Annotated in this window: 5 protein-coding genes; 3 read left to right on the top strand and 2 right to left on the bottom strand. The window is 71.1% G+C overall.

The annotated features are described in order from the left end of the window. Window positions 1-57: 57 nt before the first annotated feature. From NW895_RS40390 to NW895_RS40400, 3 genes are read left to right on the top strand one after another with little or no spacing between them, the layout of a single operon-like run. Window positions 58-5,352 carry a type I polyketide synthase gene (locus tag NW895_RS40390; RefSeq protein ID WP_289942189.1) on the top strand — a complete coding sequence of 1,765 codons (5,295 nt, stop codon included), beginning with the start codon at window positions 58-60 and terminating at the stop codon, window positions 5,350-5,352. A 22-nt stretch (window positions 5,353-5,374) separates the two neighbouring features. Next, the gene (locus NW895_RS40395) at window positions 5,375-9,406 is read left to right on the top strand and encodes a beta-ketoacyl synthase N-terminal-like domain-containing protein (protein WP_289942190.1); all 4,032 of its coding nucleotides are present in this window, start codon (window positions 5,375-5,377) and stop codon (window positions 9,404-9,406) included. Window positions 9,407-9,450: 44 nt separating this feature from the next. Next, entirely contained in the window at window positions 9,451-10,248 is a 798-nt protein-coding gene (locus NW895_RS40400) for an SDR family oxidoreductase (RefSeq protein WP_289942192.1), read from the top strand. A gap of 40 nt (window positions 10,249-10,288) precedes the next feature. Here NW895_RS40400 and NW895_RS40405 read toward each other — a convergent pair whose 3' ends face one another. Both NW895_RS40405 and NW895_RS40410 read right to left on the bottom strand, forming a co-directional pair. Then, entirely contained in the window at window positions 10,289-12,850 is a 2,562-nt protein-coding gene (locus NW895_RS40405; protein ID WP_289942209.1) for a SpoIIE family protein phosphatase, read from the bottom strand. Window positions 12,851-12,953: 103 nt separating this feature from the next. After that, on the bottom strand, window positions 12,954-16,503 hold a 3,550-nt coding region (locus NW895_RS40410; RefSeq protein WP_289942194.1), incomplete at its 5' end, for a HAMP domain-containing protein.

The following is a 16,503-nucleotide window of genomic DNA, read 5'->3' on the forward strand; positions in this document are numbered from 1 at the left end:
GCGTTGCGTCATGGTGTGCTGCCGCGGACGTTGCATGTGGATCGGCCGTCGCCGCATGTGGACTGGTCTGCGGGCAGGGTGGAGTTGTTGGCGCAGGCGCGGCCGTGGCCGGAGGTGGGCCGGGCGCGGCGGGCGGCGGTGTCTTCCTTCGGGATGAGCGGGACCAACGCGCATGTCGTGCTGGAGCAGGCCCCGCGGGAGCCTGAGGGCGAGCACCTCGTGCGTTCGGGGGGTGTGGTGCCGTGGGTGGTCAGTGGTCATACGCCCGAGGCGTTGCGGGAGCAGGCGGCACGGCTGGCGCAGTGGGTACGCGATGCGACAGAAGTAGACGGTGTCGCGGGGACGTTGGCGTCTTCGCGGTCGGTGTTCGAACACCGTGCCGTTGTGGTCGGCCGGGACCGCGAGGAGCTGCTGAGCGGTCTGGAGAAGATCGAGCAGGGCATCCCGGGCGCCGGTGTGATCGCGGGTGTGGCGGACGCTGCCGGTGCCGGCACGGTGCTGGTGTTTCCGGGTCAGGGGTCGCAGTGGGTGGGGATGGGGCGGGAGTTGTATGCGGCGTCGCCGGTGTTCGCTGCGCGGGTTGATGAGTGTGCGCGGGTGTTGGCGCCGTGGGTGGACTGGTCGTTGGTGGATGTGGTGTGTGGTGTTGCGGGGGCTGTGTCGTTGGAGCGGGTGGATGTGGTGCAGCCGGTGTCGTGGGCGGTGATGGTGGGGCTGGCGGCGGTGTGGGAGTCGTTGGGGGTGCGGCCGGGGGCGGTGGTGGGGCATTCGCAGGGGGAGATCGCGGCGGCGGTGGTTGCGGGTGCGTTGTCGTTGGAGGACGGGGCGCGGGTGGTGGCGTTGCGTAGTCGGGTGATTGGTGAGGTGCTGGCGGGGTGTGGGGGGATGGTGTCGGTGGCGGCGCCGGTGGAGCGGGTGCGGGAGTGGTGTGTGTCGGTGGGGGAGGGGGTGTCGGTGGCGGCGGTCAACGGGCCTGCGTCGGTGGTGGTTTCCGGGGAGCCTGCGGCGTTGGACGGGCTGGTGGCCATCGGTGAGGGGGAGGGGGTGCGGGTCCGTCGGATCCCGGTGGACTATGCCTCGCATTCGGTGCAGGTGGAGCGGGTCGCCGACCGGTTGGAGCGGGAGCTGGCGGGAGTGTCGCCGGGGACTGGGCGGGTGCCGGTGTATTCGACGGTGGAGGCCGGTTGGGTGGACGGTGGTGGGCTGGATGCCGGGTACTGGGTGCGCAACCTGCGTCGGCCTGTGCGGTTCGAGGAGGCGGTGCGCGGGCTGCTGGACGAGGGCTTCCGGTTCTTCGTCGAGTGCAGCGCCCACCCGGTATTGACCGTGGGCGTGGAGGAGACCGCCGCGGACAGGGGCGTGGCCGATGTGGTGGCCACCGGAACGCTGCGCCGGGACGAGGGCGGTCCGGAGCGTGTGCTGGCCTCGGCCGCCGAACTCTTCGTCCGCGGTGCGAACGTCGACTGGAACACCGTCACCGGCACCCCGCACACCCCCACGGATCTGCCCACCTACGCCTTCCAGCGCCGGCGGTACTGGCTGGAGACGCCGGAGCGCGGTTCCGACCCGGCTGCCCTGGGCTTGGACGAAGTGGGTCACCCCTTGCTGGGTGCGGCGGTGCCGCTGGCTGATGGTGGCGGGGTGGTGCTGACCGGCCGGCTGTCCGCCGGCCGACCGGGCTGGCTGGCTGATCACCGGGTCGGTGGCACCGTCGTGGTGCCGGGCACCGCGCTGGTGGAGATGGTCGCCCGGGCCGGTGAGCAGGTGGGCTGCGTGCGGGTCGAGGAACTGGTCCTGCACACCCCGCTGGTCATCCCCGACGACGCGGCAGTCGACCTACAGCTCCGGGTCGGCCCGCGAGACGAGACCGGACGGCACGAGCTGGACGTCTTCGCACGCCGGGACGGCACCGAATCCTGGACCCGGCATGCCGGCGCCACAGTGGCTCCCGACCCGGCCGCCTCGGTCGAGCCCTGCCCGGCATGGCCTCCGGCCGGGGCGGCATCGGTCGCACTGGACGGTGTGTACGAGCGGCTGGCGGCCGGCGCATTGGAGTACGGTCCGGCCTTCCGGGGCCTGGAGGCCGTCTGGCGCGGAGCCCACAGCGGCGAGGCCTTCACCGAAGTGCGTCTGCCGCAACTGGTGGAGGGCCAGGCGGACCAGTACCTCATGCACCCGGCGCTGCTGGACACCGTGCTCCACTCGGTGGTGGCCGCGGATCTGCTGCCCGACGGGGAGACAGCGCGACTGCCGTTCTCCTTCACCGGCGTGACGGTCCACGCGGTCGGCGCTTCCCTCCTGCGGGTGCGCCTGACAGCGGCCGGTCCGGACGGCGTGGCGCTGTCCGCGTGGGATACCGCCGGGAACCCGGTGCTGACCGCCGACGCGGTCGTGATGAGACCGGTGTCGCAGAGCCGACTGCGGGCAGCGGTGTCGACGCACCAGGACTCCCTGTTCCGCGTGGCCTGGCAGCCCGCGGGCGGGCCTCTCCCCGCCGTGCCCGCCTCGGCCGCCTGGGGCCTGCTGAGCTCTTCCCATGACGCTCAGTCCGACCTGCCCGGCGCGTGCGCTGCCGCGCTACGGAACGCCGGTGTCTCCCCGTCACTCCTCGACTCCCTCGGCCCTGCCGACTCCCCCGCCGCCCTCGACGCACCGACAGCCCCCCACCCGGACCTCGTACTGGCTCCGTGCACGACCGCTCCCGTCACAGACGGAGCGGACCTGCCGGAGATCGCGCGAGCCAAGGTCAGCGCGGTGCTCAAGGACATACAGTCCTGGCTCGCACGCGAACGGAGGCCGGGGTCGCGGCTGGTGGTGGTGACCAGGAGCGCCGTGTCCACGGAGGCGGGCGAGCCCGGCCCCGACCCCGTACAGGCGGCCGTGTGGGGGCTCGTACGCTCCGCTCAGACCGAGCACCCGGATGCTCTCCAGCTGATCGACGTCGACACCGACCCGGCCTCGATGGCCGCCCTGCCTGCGGTCGTGGCATCGGGGCATCAGCAACTGGCCCTGCGGGGAGGTGAGCCGCGCGTACCGCGCCTGGTACGAGCCTCCTCCACCGCGGGAAGCGGCGCGTCGGCCCGGCTGCCTGTCCCGGAGAACGCCGCGCAGGGCGCCTGGCGGCTGGAAAGCGTGGCCAAGGGCACCCTCGACGGCCTCGCTCTCGTCCCCTGCGCCGATGCCAACCGGCCGCTCGCGCCCCACGAGGTGCGGGTCGCGGTGCGCGCGGCGGGCCTCAACTTCCGCGACGTCCTCATCGCCCTGGACATGTATCCGGGCGACGCGACTCTGGGCAGCGAAGCCGCGGGCGTGGTCACCGAGGTCGGCGACGGCGTACGCGAACTCGCCCCCGGCGACCGCGTGATGGGCATCGTTCCCGACTCGTTCGGTCCCACCGTCGTCGCCGACAGCCGACTCCTCACCCATGTCCCTGAGACGTGGTCGTTCGCCGACGCGGCCGCCTTCTCCATCGTGTTCCTCACCGCCTACTACGCCCTGACCGACCTCGCGCAGCTGAAACCCGGCGAGACCGTGCTCGTGCATGCGGCAGCCGGTGGCGTCGGTATGGCCGCCGTCCAGATAGCGCAGATGACGGGCGCCGAGGTCTTCGCCTCCGCCGGCCCGGGCAAGCGAGGCACGCTCCGGTCGCTCGGCCTGGACGAGGCACACATCGTGTCGTCACGGGATCTGGAGTTCGAGGAGTCGATAGGCAAGGCCACCGGTGGTCGCGGCCTGGACGTCGTACTGAACTCCCTCTCCGGAGACTTCGTGGACGCCTCGCTGCGGCTGCTCGCACCGGGCGGCCGGCTGATCGAGCTGGGAAAGACGGACATACGCACCCAGGAAGAGATCGCCGCCGGCCATCCGGGGGTGCGCTACCGGGCTTTCGAGCTCCTGGAAGCCGGGCCCGATCGCATCCAGGAGATGTTCACCGAGCTGCTGGCCCACGGTGCCCAGGGCACGCTGCGGGCCCTGCCCACCACCGCATGGGACATGCGCCGCGCCCCGGAAGCCTTCAGGTTCCTCAGCCAGGCACGGCATGTGGGAAAGCTGGTGCTGACCGTGCCACGCCCCATCGACCCCGAAGGCACCGTGCTGATCACCGGGGGCACCGGAACTCTGGGCAGGGCCCTCGCCCGACATCTGGCCGCCACCCACGGCGTACGCCACCTGCTTCTCACCGGGCGGCAGGGGCCGAACGCGGCCGGCGTGGACGAACTGCGGGACTCCCTGGCCGAGCACGGAGCCACGCTGACCGTCGCCGCCTGCGATGTGACCGACCGGGAAGCCCTGGCGGACGTCATCGCAGGCATCCCTTCCCGGCACCCACTGCGGGCGGTCGTCCACGCCGCGGGCGTACTCGACGACGCGGTGGTGACCTCGCTCGGCACAGGACACCTGGACCGAGTGCTCGCCCCCAAGATCGACGGCACGGTCAACCTGCACGCCCTCACCCGGCACCTCGACCTCGACGCCTTCGTGCTCTTCTCCTCCTTCGCGGGCACCGTCGGCAGTCCCGGACAGGGCAACTACGCCGCGGCGAGCGCCTTCCTGGACGCCTTCGCGTGCCGCACGGCCGCCGAGGGGCTTCCGGCCATCTCGCTGGCCTGGGGGTTCTGGGCCGACAGCAGTGGCATGACCGGGCATCTGGAGGACACGGACCTCGCCCGCATCTCCCGTGGAGGGCTGGTACCGCTCACACTGGAGGAAGGCCTCGCTCTCTTCGACGCCGCCATGGCCACGCCCGAAGCGCAACTGGCGCCCGTGCGCTTCGACCCCGCGCGACTCGCGGCGGGGCTCACGGCCGGAACGGTGCCGCGGCTGCTGGAACGGGTGGCCGGAACACCGGGCCGCCGCGGCCCGGTGCCGACGGCCGCCGGTCCGGGCCGACAGCGCGGACAGGGCGTGGACAGCCTGCGCGACCGCCTGATCAGGGCGGACCGAGCCGAGCGTGAGCGCCTCGTGCTGGACCTGGCGCAGGACCAAGCCGCGCTGGTGCTCGGGCACACCGGGCGGGACCTCATCAGCGCGGACCGGGCGTTCAAGGACCTTGGCTTCGACTCGCTCACAGGCGTGGAATTCCGCAACCGTCTCAACGTCGCCACCGGGCTGCGGCTGCCGGCCACCCTGGTGTTCGATCACCCGACCCCGCGCCTCCTCATGGCCCACCTGTGCGCCGAACTCGCTGCCCTGCCAGGTGCTGCCGGCAACGAAGGGTCCGACGACGGAGACGACAGCCGGGCCGCTTCCACGAGTGAACGAAGCGCTCCGAATGCCGATGACGCCGACATCATCGACACCCTCGACGCCGAGAGCCTGATCGCACTGGCGTACGGCGACTCCGCGTCCTGACGATTGCCTGAGCGAGGTCCTGATGAAGGAAGATGCGCCTGCCGACAGCAAGCTCGTCGACGCGCTGCGGACATCTCTGAAAGAGACCCGGCAGCTCCGAGAGGAGAACCGACGGCTTGTCGAGCAATCGCGCGAACCCATCGCGATCGTGGGGATGGGCTGCCGTTTCCCGGGGGGTGTGGAGTCTCCGGAGGCTCTGTGGGAGGTGGTTGCCGAGGGCGTGGACGCGATCGGTGACTTCCCCGCGGATCGTGGTTGGGACCTGGAGGGGTTGTTCGACGCGGATCCGGACCGGCCGAGGACCAGCTATGCGCGTTCGGGCGGTTTCCTGTATGACGCCGCGGAGTTCGATGCGGGGTTCTTCGGTATTTCGCCGCGTGAGGCGTTGGCGATGGATCCGCAGCAGCGGTTGCTGCTGGAGACGTCGTGGGAGGCGCTGGAGCGGGCCGGTATCGATCCCCGCTCCTTGAGAGGGACCCGGGCCGGCGTCTTCACGGGCGTCATGCACCAGGCATACGTGCCGGAGGACAGCGGCCTCCTGGCCGGTCTCGAAGGCTATCTCGGCAGCGGCAACGCGGGCAGTGTGGCCTCCGGGCGGGTGGCGTATGTGCTGGGGCTTGAGGGTCCTGCGGTGTCGGTGGACACGGCGTGTTCGTCGTCGTTGGTGGCGTTGCATTTGGCGGTGCGGGCGTTGCGGAGTGGGGAGTGTTCGCTGGCGTTGGCGGGTGGGGTGACGGTGATGGCGACGCCCGCGACGTTCGTGGAGTTCAGCCGGCAGCGGGGGCTGGCGGCGGATGGCCGGTGCAAGGCGTTCGGGGCTGGTGCGGACGGGTTCGGCCCGGCCGAGGGTGCGGGTGTGCTGGTGGTGGAGCGTCTGTCGGACGCGCGGCGTCATGGCCATCGGGTGCTGGCGGTGGTGCGGGGTTCGGCGGTGAATCAGGACGGGGCGTCGAACGGGTTGACGGCGCCGAACGGTCCGGCGCAGCAGCGGGTGATCCGGCAGGCGCTGGCGGATGCGGGCGTGGGGGCGGCCGAGGTCGATGTGGTGGAGGCCCACGGTACGGGCACGGCGCTGGGCGATCCGATCGAGGCGCAGGCGTTGCTGGCGACCTATGGGAAGCGGTCGCCGGATCAACAGCCGGTGTGGCTGGGCTCGGTGAAGTCGAACATCGGGCACACGCAGGCGGCGGCCGGTGTGGCGGGAGTGATCAAGATGGTGATGGCGCTGCGGCAGGGGGTCCTGCCCAGGACGCTGCATGCTGAGGAGCGCTCTCCGCATGTGGACTGGTCCTCGGGCGGACTGGAGCTGCTGACGGAGGCGCGGCAGTGGCCCGATGTCGGCCGGTCGCGACGGGCGGCGGTGTCGTCCTTCGGTATCAGCGGCACCAACGCGCACGTGGTGCTGGAGCAGGCCCCGCAGGAGGCTGAGGGCGAGCAGCTCGTACGTTCGGGGGGTGTGGTGCCGTGGGTCGTCAGCGGTCACACGCCCGAGGCGCTGGCGGCGCAGGCAACGCGGTTGGCGGAGTGGGCGCGGGGGACAGAGGCTGCGGACGCACAGGATGTCGCGGGGGCGTTGGCGACCTCCCGCTCGGTGTTCGAGCACCGTGCGGTGGTGTTCGGGGAGGACCGCGAGGAGCTGCTGGGCGGTCTGGCGTCCCTCGCCGACGGTGGTGCCGCGTCCAACCTGGTACGGGGACGGGCAGGTGCCGACGGCCGGGTCGCGCTGGTGTTTCCGGGGCAGGGGACACAGTCGGCGGGGATGGGACGGGAGCTGTACGACTCGTACCCGGCGTTCGCGCAGGCGCTGGATGAGGTGTGCGCGGCCGTGAACGGCCTGCTGGACCGCCCCTTACAGGAGGTGATGTTCGCTGAGGAGGGCTCCGAGGCGGGAGACCTCCTCGGCCGTACGGATTTCGCGCAGCCGGCGCTCTTCGCCTTCCAGGTGGCGTTGTGGCGGCTGTGGAGATCCTGGGGTGTGGCGCCTTCCTGGGTTCTCGGCCATTCGGTCGGCGAGTTCGCTGCGGGTCATGTGGCCGGGTTGTGGAGTCTCCAGGATGCGGTTCGGCTTGTGGTTGCCCGCGGTCGACTGATGCACGGGCTGCCGACGGGCGGCGGGATGGCGGCGATACGGGTGCCGACGAGGGACGTTGTCTCCTGGCTCGCCGATTTCGACCTCTCCCCTGGCAGGCAGGTGGAGATCGCGGCTGTCAACGGGCCGTCCTCTGCGGTGGTTTCGGGAAGCGCGGAAGCGATGGGCCGACTGACGGACGACTGGCGAGAACGGGGATGCAAAGTCACTCCGCTCCGGGTGGGGCACGCTTTTCACTCGCGGTTGATGGAGCCGATGCTGGATGAGTTCCGGCAGGTCCTGGCGACGGTGGAGTTCCGGCCCCCTGCCATCGGCTGGGTGTCCACGGTCACCGGGAGTTCGTCGCGGCCGGAGGAAGTGTGCGATCCGGAGTACTGGGTGCGGCAGATACGGCAGCCGGTGTACTTCTCCCGAGCGGTCCAGGAGCTGGCGGATGCCGGCGCGGAAGTCTGTGTGGAAGTCGGCGGGGACGCTTCGCTGAGTTCCATGGGGCCCGAGTGCGTTGCCGGGCCGCGGCCCCTGCATTGGGTGCCGTCGTTGCGTCGGCGTTCGACGGAACAGCGGGCGGTGGTACGTGCCGCCGCCGAGCTGTTCGTACGGGGTGTGGCTGTCGATTGGGCGGCGGTGCTGGGCACGGCAACCCCGCGGGGCCGCCATCTCGACCTTCCTGCCTACGCGTTCCAGAGGCAGCGGTACTGGCTACGGGATCGGGCAGGTCGGGCCACTGCCGACGCGCAGGCCCCCGCCGTCCTTGTGCCGGAGCCGGCCCAGCCCGCTCCTCTTGAGGAGCGAAGGCCGCTTCGGCAGTTGCCCGAACTGGCCGAGCACGAACGCCGACAGGCCCTGCTGGAACTGGTGCTGGCCGAGGCCGCGTCCGTCCTGGGCTACTCCACGAACCAGGCGCTGGACCCGGGATGTCTCTTTCGGGACGTCGGGTTCGACTCGCTGAGCGCGATGGCGATGCGGAACGGACTGGCGACCGCCACCGGGCTGGACCTGTCCGCGGCCATGGTGTTCGAGCATCCGACACCGTACGAGTTGGCGGACCACCTCTTGGCCGAGCTTTCCGCCCAGGGGACCGCAGTACCGGGAGGAGAGACGTCCCACCAGTCCGCACCGCGGACGGACGCGGACGAACCCTTCGGCCGGCTGTTCCGGCAGGCCCGTGCGGACGGTAGGACCGCGGAGGCGAACCGCCTGGTCGGAGCGGCCCTGCAACTGCGCTCCCATTCCGATGACACTTCCGCGCTGCTGGAGGGGCTGCGGCCGGTGCCCCTCTCCCCCGGCGACCGTGGGCCCGCTCTGCTGTGTCTGCCCCCTCTGGTCCCCGTGCCGATCGCGATGCAGTTCGGCGCCTTCGCGTCCGCGTACCGCGGAGCAGGGGCGGTCACGGCGCTGCCGCTGCCCGGCTTCGCGGACGGCGGTGAGCTGCTGCCGCGTGACACCGAAACGATGATCGGGGTCCAGGCGGCGGCGGTACGCAAGTACCTGGGCGACGAACCGTGCGTCCTCGTCGGCTACTCCTCCGGAGGCATGCTGGCACACGCGGTGGCCGGCCGTCTGGAGGCCGAGGGCGCCTCGCCGGCCGCCCTGGTGCTGCTGGACGCCTATGTACTGGCGGACATGCCGGAGCGCTTGATGCGGGCCATGAACTACGAGGTACTGGACCGCCGGGCACACTTCGCGGGCTTGGACTTCAGGGGCCTCACCGCCATGCGCCGCTACATGGACGCGTTCGCGCACTGGTCGCCCGGCCCCGTGCGGACCCCCACCCTCTTCGTACGACCGGCCCAGTGCGTTCCCGGCGTGCCCGGTGAAGCCCTGGACGACCACGAGTGGCGTTCCACCTGGAAAGGGGCCGACACCTACGTGGAGGTTCCCGGCGACCACTGCTCGATGATGACGGACCACGTCGAGGGGACAGCTCGTGCCGTGCAGGACTGGCTGCGCACAGGTGGGCGGTAGCGCTCCCGGAGCACACGCATCGCATCGGAACAGGAGAAAGCCCCATGGGTCTGCTGGAAGGCAAGGCGGCACTGGTGACAGGCGGTTCACGCGGCATAGGCAGAGCGATCGCGCTCCGTCTCGCCGCCGAGGGCGCGCGGGTCGCCGTGCACTACGGCGGCAACCGGTCGGCGGCTGCGGAGACCGTGGCGCGGATCGTGAACTCCGGGGGACAGGCGTTCGCCGTGCAGGCGAGCTTCGACGCGCCGGGCGGAGTGGACCGACTGTTCGAGGGCCTGACGGCGCGACTGGCGGGCGGGGGACTGGACATCCTGGTCAACAACGCGGGCATCTCCTCGGACAACCCGATGGCGCAGGTGACTCCAAAGGAGCTGGAGAGGCTGCTCGCGGTCAACGTCACCGCTCCGTTCTTCGTGACGCAACGCGCGCTGCCGATGCTGAACGACGGCGGGCGGATCATCAACATGGGATCGATCGCCAGCCGGATAGCGGTCTCCACGCAGATCGGCTACACCATCACCAAGGCAGCACTGGAGGCACTGACCCCCTCGCTGGCCAACGAGCTGGGCCGGCGCGGCATCACCGTCAACACGGTGGCACCGGGCGCGGTGCGCACCGACATGATCGAGCACTACACCGCCGTCCCCGAGGTGGTTGCCGGCCTGGAGGCGATCACCGCACTCGGCCGCCTCGGCGACCCGGAGGACGTCGCCGACGTCGTCGCCTTCCTGGTGAGCCCGCAGGGCCGCCACATCACCGGCCGGACCATCGACGTCTCGGGCGGGGCCTATCTGGGGCCGATCGTGGAAACCGGGCCGGCAGCCGCCCCGCAACTGCCCTGAAGAGGGTGCTGAACCTGAAGAAGGTACGTCGCCGGGTCCCTCACCCGACGCGGATGCCCACGATGCACGTGTCGTCGTCGGTGTCCGACCTGCTGTAGGTCAACAAACGGTCCAGCTGCTGGTCGAGTGTGGTGGGCGCCGTGCGGGCGGTCGTCAGCAGATGGGTCAGGGACTCCTCCACGGACCGGTCTCGGCGCTCGATCAGACCGTCCGTGTACATCAACAGGGTGTCGTCGGCGGCCAGTTGGATCTCGGTCTCCTCGTACACCGCCTCGGGCACCGCTCCGAGCAGCAAGCCCTTGACCAGGGGCAGCGGAGCCGCTTCGGAGTCCCGGACGAGCACGGGCGGCAGGTGGCCCGCCCTGGCCCAGCGCAGCGTCCGCCGGGCCGGGTCGTACAGACCGCACACCGCCGTCGCGGTGACGGCGCCCGTCAGATGGTGCGCCACGATGTTGAGCCACGACAGCAGCTGGCCCGGACCGGCACCGGTCACCGCCAGGCCGCGCAGCGCGTTGCGCAGGACGACCATGCTGGTAGCGGCCTCGATTCCGTGCCCGGCCACGTCCCCCACGCACAGCAGCACCAGCCGGGACGGCAGGACGACTGCGTCGTACCAGTCGCCGCCCACCAGTTGCTCGGTCTCCGCCGGCCGGTAGCGGACGGCCACCTGCAGGCCGTCCACCTGCAACGGCGCCTGGGTGGGAGGCATGATGGCGTGCTGCAGCTGCAGGGTCAGCCGGTTGCGTTCGGTGGCCTGCTGCTCGGTGTGCGCCAGCTGGTCGCGGGTGGCGGCGAGCGCCACCTCGGTCCAGTGCTGGGCCGAGATGTCCTGGCAGGCGCCGCGGATCAGGAGCAGCCGGCCGTCGGTGTCGAGCACCGGTTCGGCGACGATCCGGATGTGCCGGGTCACCCCGTCCGGCCGCTGCAGCCGGAAGGCCGCGGCCGCCGGGCGCCGGTGGTGCAACAGCGTGCGCAGGAAGCGGCGGATGGAGACGCCGTCGTCCGGGTGCGCATGGGCCGTCAGCTCTTCCAGGGGCACCGGGGTGCTCGACCGAGGACGCCCGTAGAGGTCGAACAGCTGCCCGTTCCAGGTGATCTCACCCGTCAGCATGTTCTCCTCGAAGCCGCCGATACGGCCCAGACGCTGGGCGTGCTGGAGCAGGCTCGCCAGTCGCGCCGTCTCGTCCTCGATACGCCAGATGAGGAGTACGGAGGAGCCGTGCCGGCTGATGCTGATGTCCGCGACCGCCGAGAGGGGGACCTGGTCGACGAGCGCCGTGAGGTTCATCCGACGGGCCCTGAAGGCCTCCCCGGTGGCGTACACGCGCTCGATGCGCTGGAACAGCTCGCTGTCCCCGGCGGCCATCGGGTACGCCTCAAGCAGCAGCGCGCCGTTGACGACCGCCCGCGGCCGGCCGGCCGGATCCAGGAAACGGCTGTTCACATGCTGGATGCGGAAGTCCACCAGGTGCCCGGCGGCGTCCAGGTGCGGCACCAGGACCAGGGCCGGATCGTGCAGCCCGTCGGCCAGATCCATCAGCTCCGCGGCGTCCGGCAGCACGCGCGGCTCCTGGACCCCGCCGTGCGGCGGCGAGTACGTCTCCAGCGTGTGGGCGCACAACTCGGCCAGGGCCTCCACCTGACGGACGATCTGTGGGGGCTGCGGTGCCAGGGGGGTCGGCCAGGCGATCTCCAGCACGCCGTGGATGCGCCCTCCGGTGCCGGCCGGCAGGGCGGCCCTGCCGCCTTCCGGATGGTGGTGCAGGCCGATGCTGGGCAGCCCGGTCTGCCCGAGGGAGGTGATCCACTGCCCCTCGCGCTCGGTGAGGCCGCGCCGCGCCACCGTCACGACGTCCGGTGGCACGTAACGCCAGCGCGTGGCCTCGGCCGGTGAGAAACCGGCGCTGCCCGCCAGTGTGAGCGAACCGTCGGAACCCGCGGCCCAGATGGCCACGGCCACCGCGCCGAGGGGGCGCAACGCCTGCTCCAGCAGGGCGTCGGCGACGGCCTGGGTGTCGTCCGCGGCCAGTACACCGCTCTCGGCCGCCCGGAGGCGTACGGCGGCCGACTCGGCCTCCGTTTCGTCGGCGGCCTTGGTGGCGGCGAGGAACGCGTTGGTCACCTCGGACATCCGGTCCCGGGCGGCCTGGTTGATGACGTCGACCGCGAACTCCAGGGGGGTGACCTGGGCCTGCTCGGCCAGCTCGGCGAGCTGCCGGGCGGCCTGGGCCGGTCCGCACTTCAGCCGTTCGACCAGGATGCCCTTGGCGAGCTCGATCAGGGCACGCCCCTCGGCCTCCGCCTGGGCGGCCCGCACCTCCCGGCTGAGCCGTTCCACCGTGGCCGCCAGTCTGCCCACCGGAGAGGCGGGAGAGTCGCCCACGACATCCGCGGACGGCCCGTCGGCGGTCACTGACAGACCGTCGGAAGCCACCGACAGCCCGTCAGGAGCCATCGACAGCCCGTCAGGAGCCACCGACGGACCGTCGGGAGCCACCGGCAGCTCGTGCGGAGTCGCCGATGGGAAGGAGGACGTCGGGACAGCGGCGGACGCGAGCCTCGGCTCACCGACCTGACCCGGTTCGCTCGGATGCTCGGACATGCTCACGGTGTGGATGCTCCTCGGCTGGAGCGCCCTGGGGCGCGGAACGGCAGGCGCTGCGGGGCGCCCGGCCCGCCGGCGTGCGGGACGGGCACCGGCGTACTCATGCGGGCAGCCAGCGCCGGACGCAGGAGATGAGGTCGCGGGTGTCGACGGGCTTGGTGACGTAGTCGCTGGCGCCCGAGGCGAGGCTCTTCTCCCGGTCGCCGGGCATCGCCTTCGCCGTGACGGCGATGATGGGCAGCTCGGCGTACTGCGGCATCCTGCGGATCTCGGCCGTGGCGGTGTAGCCGTCCATCTCCGGCATCATCACGTCCATCAGCACGAGCGAGACGTCCGGGTTGTTCACCAGCGTCTCGATGCCCTTGCGCCCGTTCTCGGCATGCAGCACCCGGAAGCCGTGGAGTTCCAGGATCCCGCTGAGCGCGAAGAGGTTGCGCGCGTCGTCGTCGACGACGAGGACGGTGCGGCCCGCCGCCACGTCGACGGGGGGCGGCGTCGGCTGCTGCGGTTCCTCGGGCCGGACCAGGGACAGCACGTCCCCGGGTTCCTCGGCCGACAGGTGCAGGGCGATGCGCTCGCGCAGTTCGTCGAGACTGGACAGGAACTCCAGTGCCCCGCCCGCCGAACGGGACCGCAGCGTCTCCTCCAGGGCCACGTCGGTGCGGTGACCGCTGTGCACCAGGACCGGAACGCTGGTCAGCGCCGAGTCACCCTCCAGAGCCTGGAGGAAACGGGACGCCTCGCCGTCCCGCATGCCCAGGTCCAGAACGACGCAGTGGCACGGTTCGGCCGCGAGCGCGCCCGCCGCCTCCTGTGCGCCGACGGCGGTGATGATGTCGACCGCGGGGCGCTGCCCACCGTCGTCACGGCCGTGCGTCAGATCGGCGACCACGCTCTCCGCCACGAGGGTCAGCAGACCGCGCGGCCGTTCCTCCACGACGAGCAGGCGCCGGGGCCGGGCCGGGGGCAGCGGCACCGGGCGGTACGACCCCTCGGGCAGGGGCTCGGCCGAGGCCCGTTCCGGAGTTCTGCCGTGGCTGATCAGGTCCTCGAAGTCGGCCCGGGCCACGGGCAGGAACAGCGTGAACGCACTGCCCTGGCCGGGCGTGCTGTCCACCGTCACGGCACCGCCGAGCAGTTGGGCGATCTCCCGGGTGATGGACAGACCGAGACCCGTGCCGCCGTACTTGCGGCTCGTCGTGCCGTCCGCCTGCTGGAACGCGCCGAAGATCGTCTCCAGTTGCTGCTCCGGGATGCCGATGCCGGTGTCCTTCACGCGGAACGCCACCACGGCGCCGCCCCGGATCACGCCCTCGGGCACCTCGTCGTCCGCCGCGGGCTCGATGCTCAGCTCCACGCCGCCCTGCTCGGTGAACTTCACGGCGTTCGACAGGAGATTGCGCAGTACCTGGCGCAGCCGGGAGTCGTCCGTGAGCAGGTCCGCGGGCGCGCCGGGCGCGGTCGTCACCGTGAAGTCCAGGCCCTTCTGCGTCGTCATGGGCCGGAACGTGGCCTCGACGTACTCGATGAGCTGCCTGAGCGCCACCCGCTCGGGCGTGACGTCCATCTTCCCGGCCTCGACCTTCGACAGGTCGAGGATGTCGTTGATCAGCTGGAGCAGATCCGAGCCGGCCGAGTGGATGATCTGCGCGTACTCGACCTGCTTCGGGGTGAGGTTGCGGGACGGGTTCTGGGCCAGCAACTGGGCGAGGATGAGCAGGCTGTTGAGCGGGGTGCGCAGCTCGTGGCTCATGTTCGCCAGGAACTCCGACTTGTACTTCGAGGCCAGCGACAGCTGCTGGGCGCGGGTCTCCAGTTCCTGCCGCGCCTGCTCGATCTGCAGATTCTTCGCCTCGATGTCCCGGTTCTGGGCCACCAGCAGCGAGGCCTTCTCCTCCAGTTCGGCGTTGGAGCGCTGCAGCTCCTCCTGCTGCACCTGCAACTCCGCCGACCGGGCCTGCAGTTCGGCCGTCAGGCGCTGCGACTCGACCAGCAGCTCGTCGGTGCGGGCGTTGGCCACGATCGTGTTGACGTTGACGCCGATGGTCTCCATCAGCTGGGCCAGGAAGTCCTGGTGGGTCTGGGTGAAGGGGGTGACCGACGCCAGCTCGATGACGCCGAGGACCTGGCCTTCGACCACGATGGGCAGCAGCACCAGCGCGGTCGGCACCACCTGGCCGAGCCCCGAGGAGATGGTCACGTAGTCGGGCGGCAGCTCGTCCACGGTGATGGTGCGCCGGCTGCGTGCCGCCTGGCCGACCAGGGTGCGGCCGAAGGCGATGCGGGTGGGCCGGCTGCTGTCCTCGGGGTATCCGTAGGAGCCGACGAGTCGCAGCTCGGGCCCGTCGTCGCCGTCCTCGGCCAGGTAGAAGGCGCCGTACTGAGCCGACACCAGGGGGACCAGCTCGTCCATGATCAGCTCGGCGACCACGGGCAGGTCGCGGTGGCCCTGCATCAGGCTCGAAATCCGGGCGAGGTTGGTCTTGAGCCAGTCCTGCTCCTGGTTGGCGCGGGTGGTCTCACGCAGGGACTCCACCATGGAGTTGATGTTGTCCTTGAGCTCGGCGACCTCGCCGGACGCCTCCACGGTGATCGAACGCGTCAGGTCGCCCTCGGCGACGGCGCTCGCGACCTCGGCGATCGCGCGGACCTGCCGGGTCAGGTTGCCCGCCAGCTCGTTCACGTTCTCCGTCAGACGCTTCCAGGTGCCCGAGACGCCCTCCACCTCGGCCTGTCCGCCGAGGCGTCCCTCGGTGCCGACCTCGCGGGCGACGCGGGTGACCTCGTCGGCGAAGGCGGACAGCTGGTCGACCATCGTGTTGATCGTCGTCTTGAGTTCCAGGATCTCGCCGCGCGCGTCCACGTCGATCTTCTTCGACAGGTCACCCCTGGCCACCGCGGTCGTCACCAGCGCGATGTTGCGCACCTGGCCGGTGAGGTTGTTGGCCATCGAGTTGACGTTGTCGGTGAGGTCCTTCCAGGTGCCCGCGACGTTCGGCACATGCGCCTGCCCGCCGAGGCGTCCCTCGGTGCCGACCTCCCGGGCGACGCGGGTGACCTCGTCGGCGAACGCCGACAGCGTGTCGACCATCGTGTTGATGACCTCGGCCAGGGCCGCGACCTCGCCCTTGGCCTCGACGGTGATCCGCTGCGACAGGTCGCCGCGCGCCACGGCGCTGGCGACCTGGGCGATGGAGCGGACCTGGCCGGTCAGATTGGACGCCATCACGTTGACGTTGTCGGTGAGGTCCTTCCAGGTGCCCGACACACCGCGCATCTGGGCCTGTCCGCCGAGGCGTCCTTCGGTGCCGACCTCGCGGGCGACGCGGGTGACCTCGTCGGCGAAGGCGGAGAGCTGGTCGACCATCGTGTTGATGGTGTTCTTCAGTTCGAGGATCTCGCCGCGTGCGTCGACGGTGATCTTCTGGGAGAGGTCGCCCTTGGCCACCGCGGTCGCCACCAGCGCGATGTTGCGGACCTGGCCGGTGAGGTTGCCCGCCATGAAGTTCACCGAGTCGGTGAGGTCGCGCCAGGTGCCCTTGACGCCCTTGACGTCCGCCTGTCCGCCGAGGCGTCCTTCGGTGCCGACCTCGCGGGCGACGCGGGTGACCTCGTCGGCGAAGGCGGAGAGCTGGTCGACCATCGTGTTG

Origin of the sequence: Streptomyces sp. S.PNR 29 (genome assembly GCF_030386795.1) — a bacterium.
Classification (GTDB): domain Bacteria; phylum Actinomycetota; class Actinomycetes; order Streptomycetales; family Streptomycetaceae; genus Streptomyces.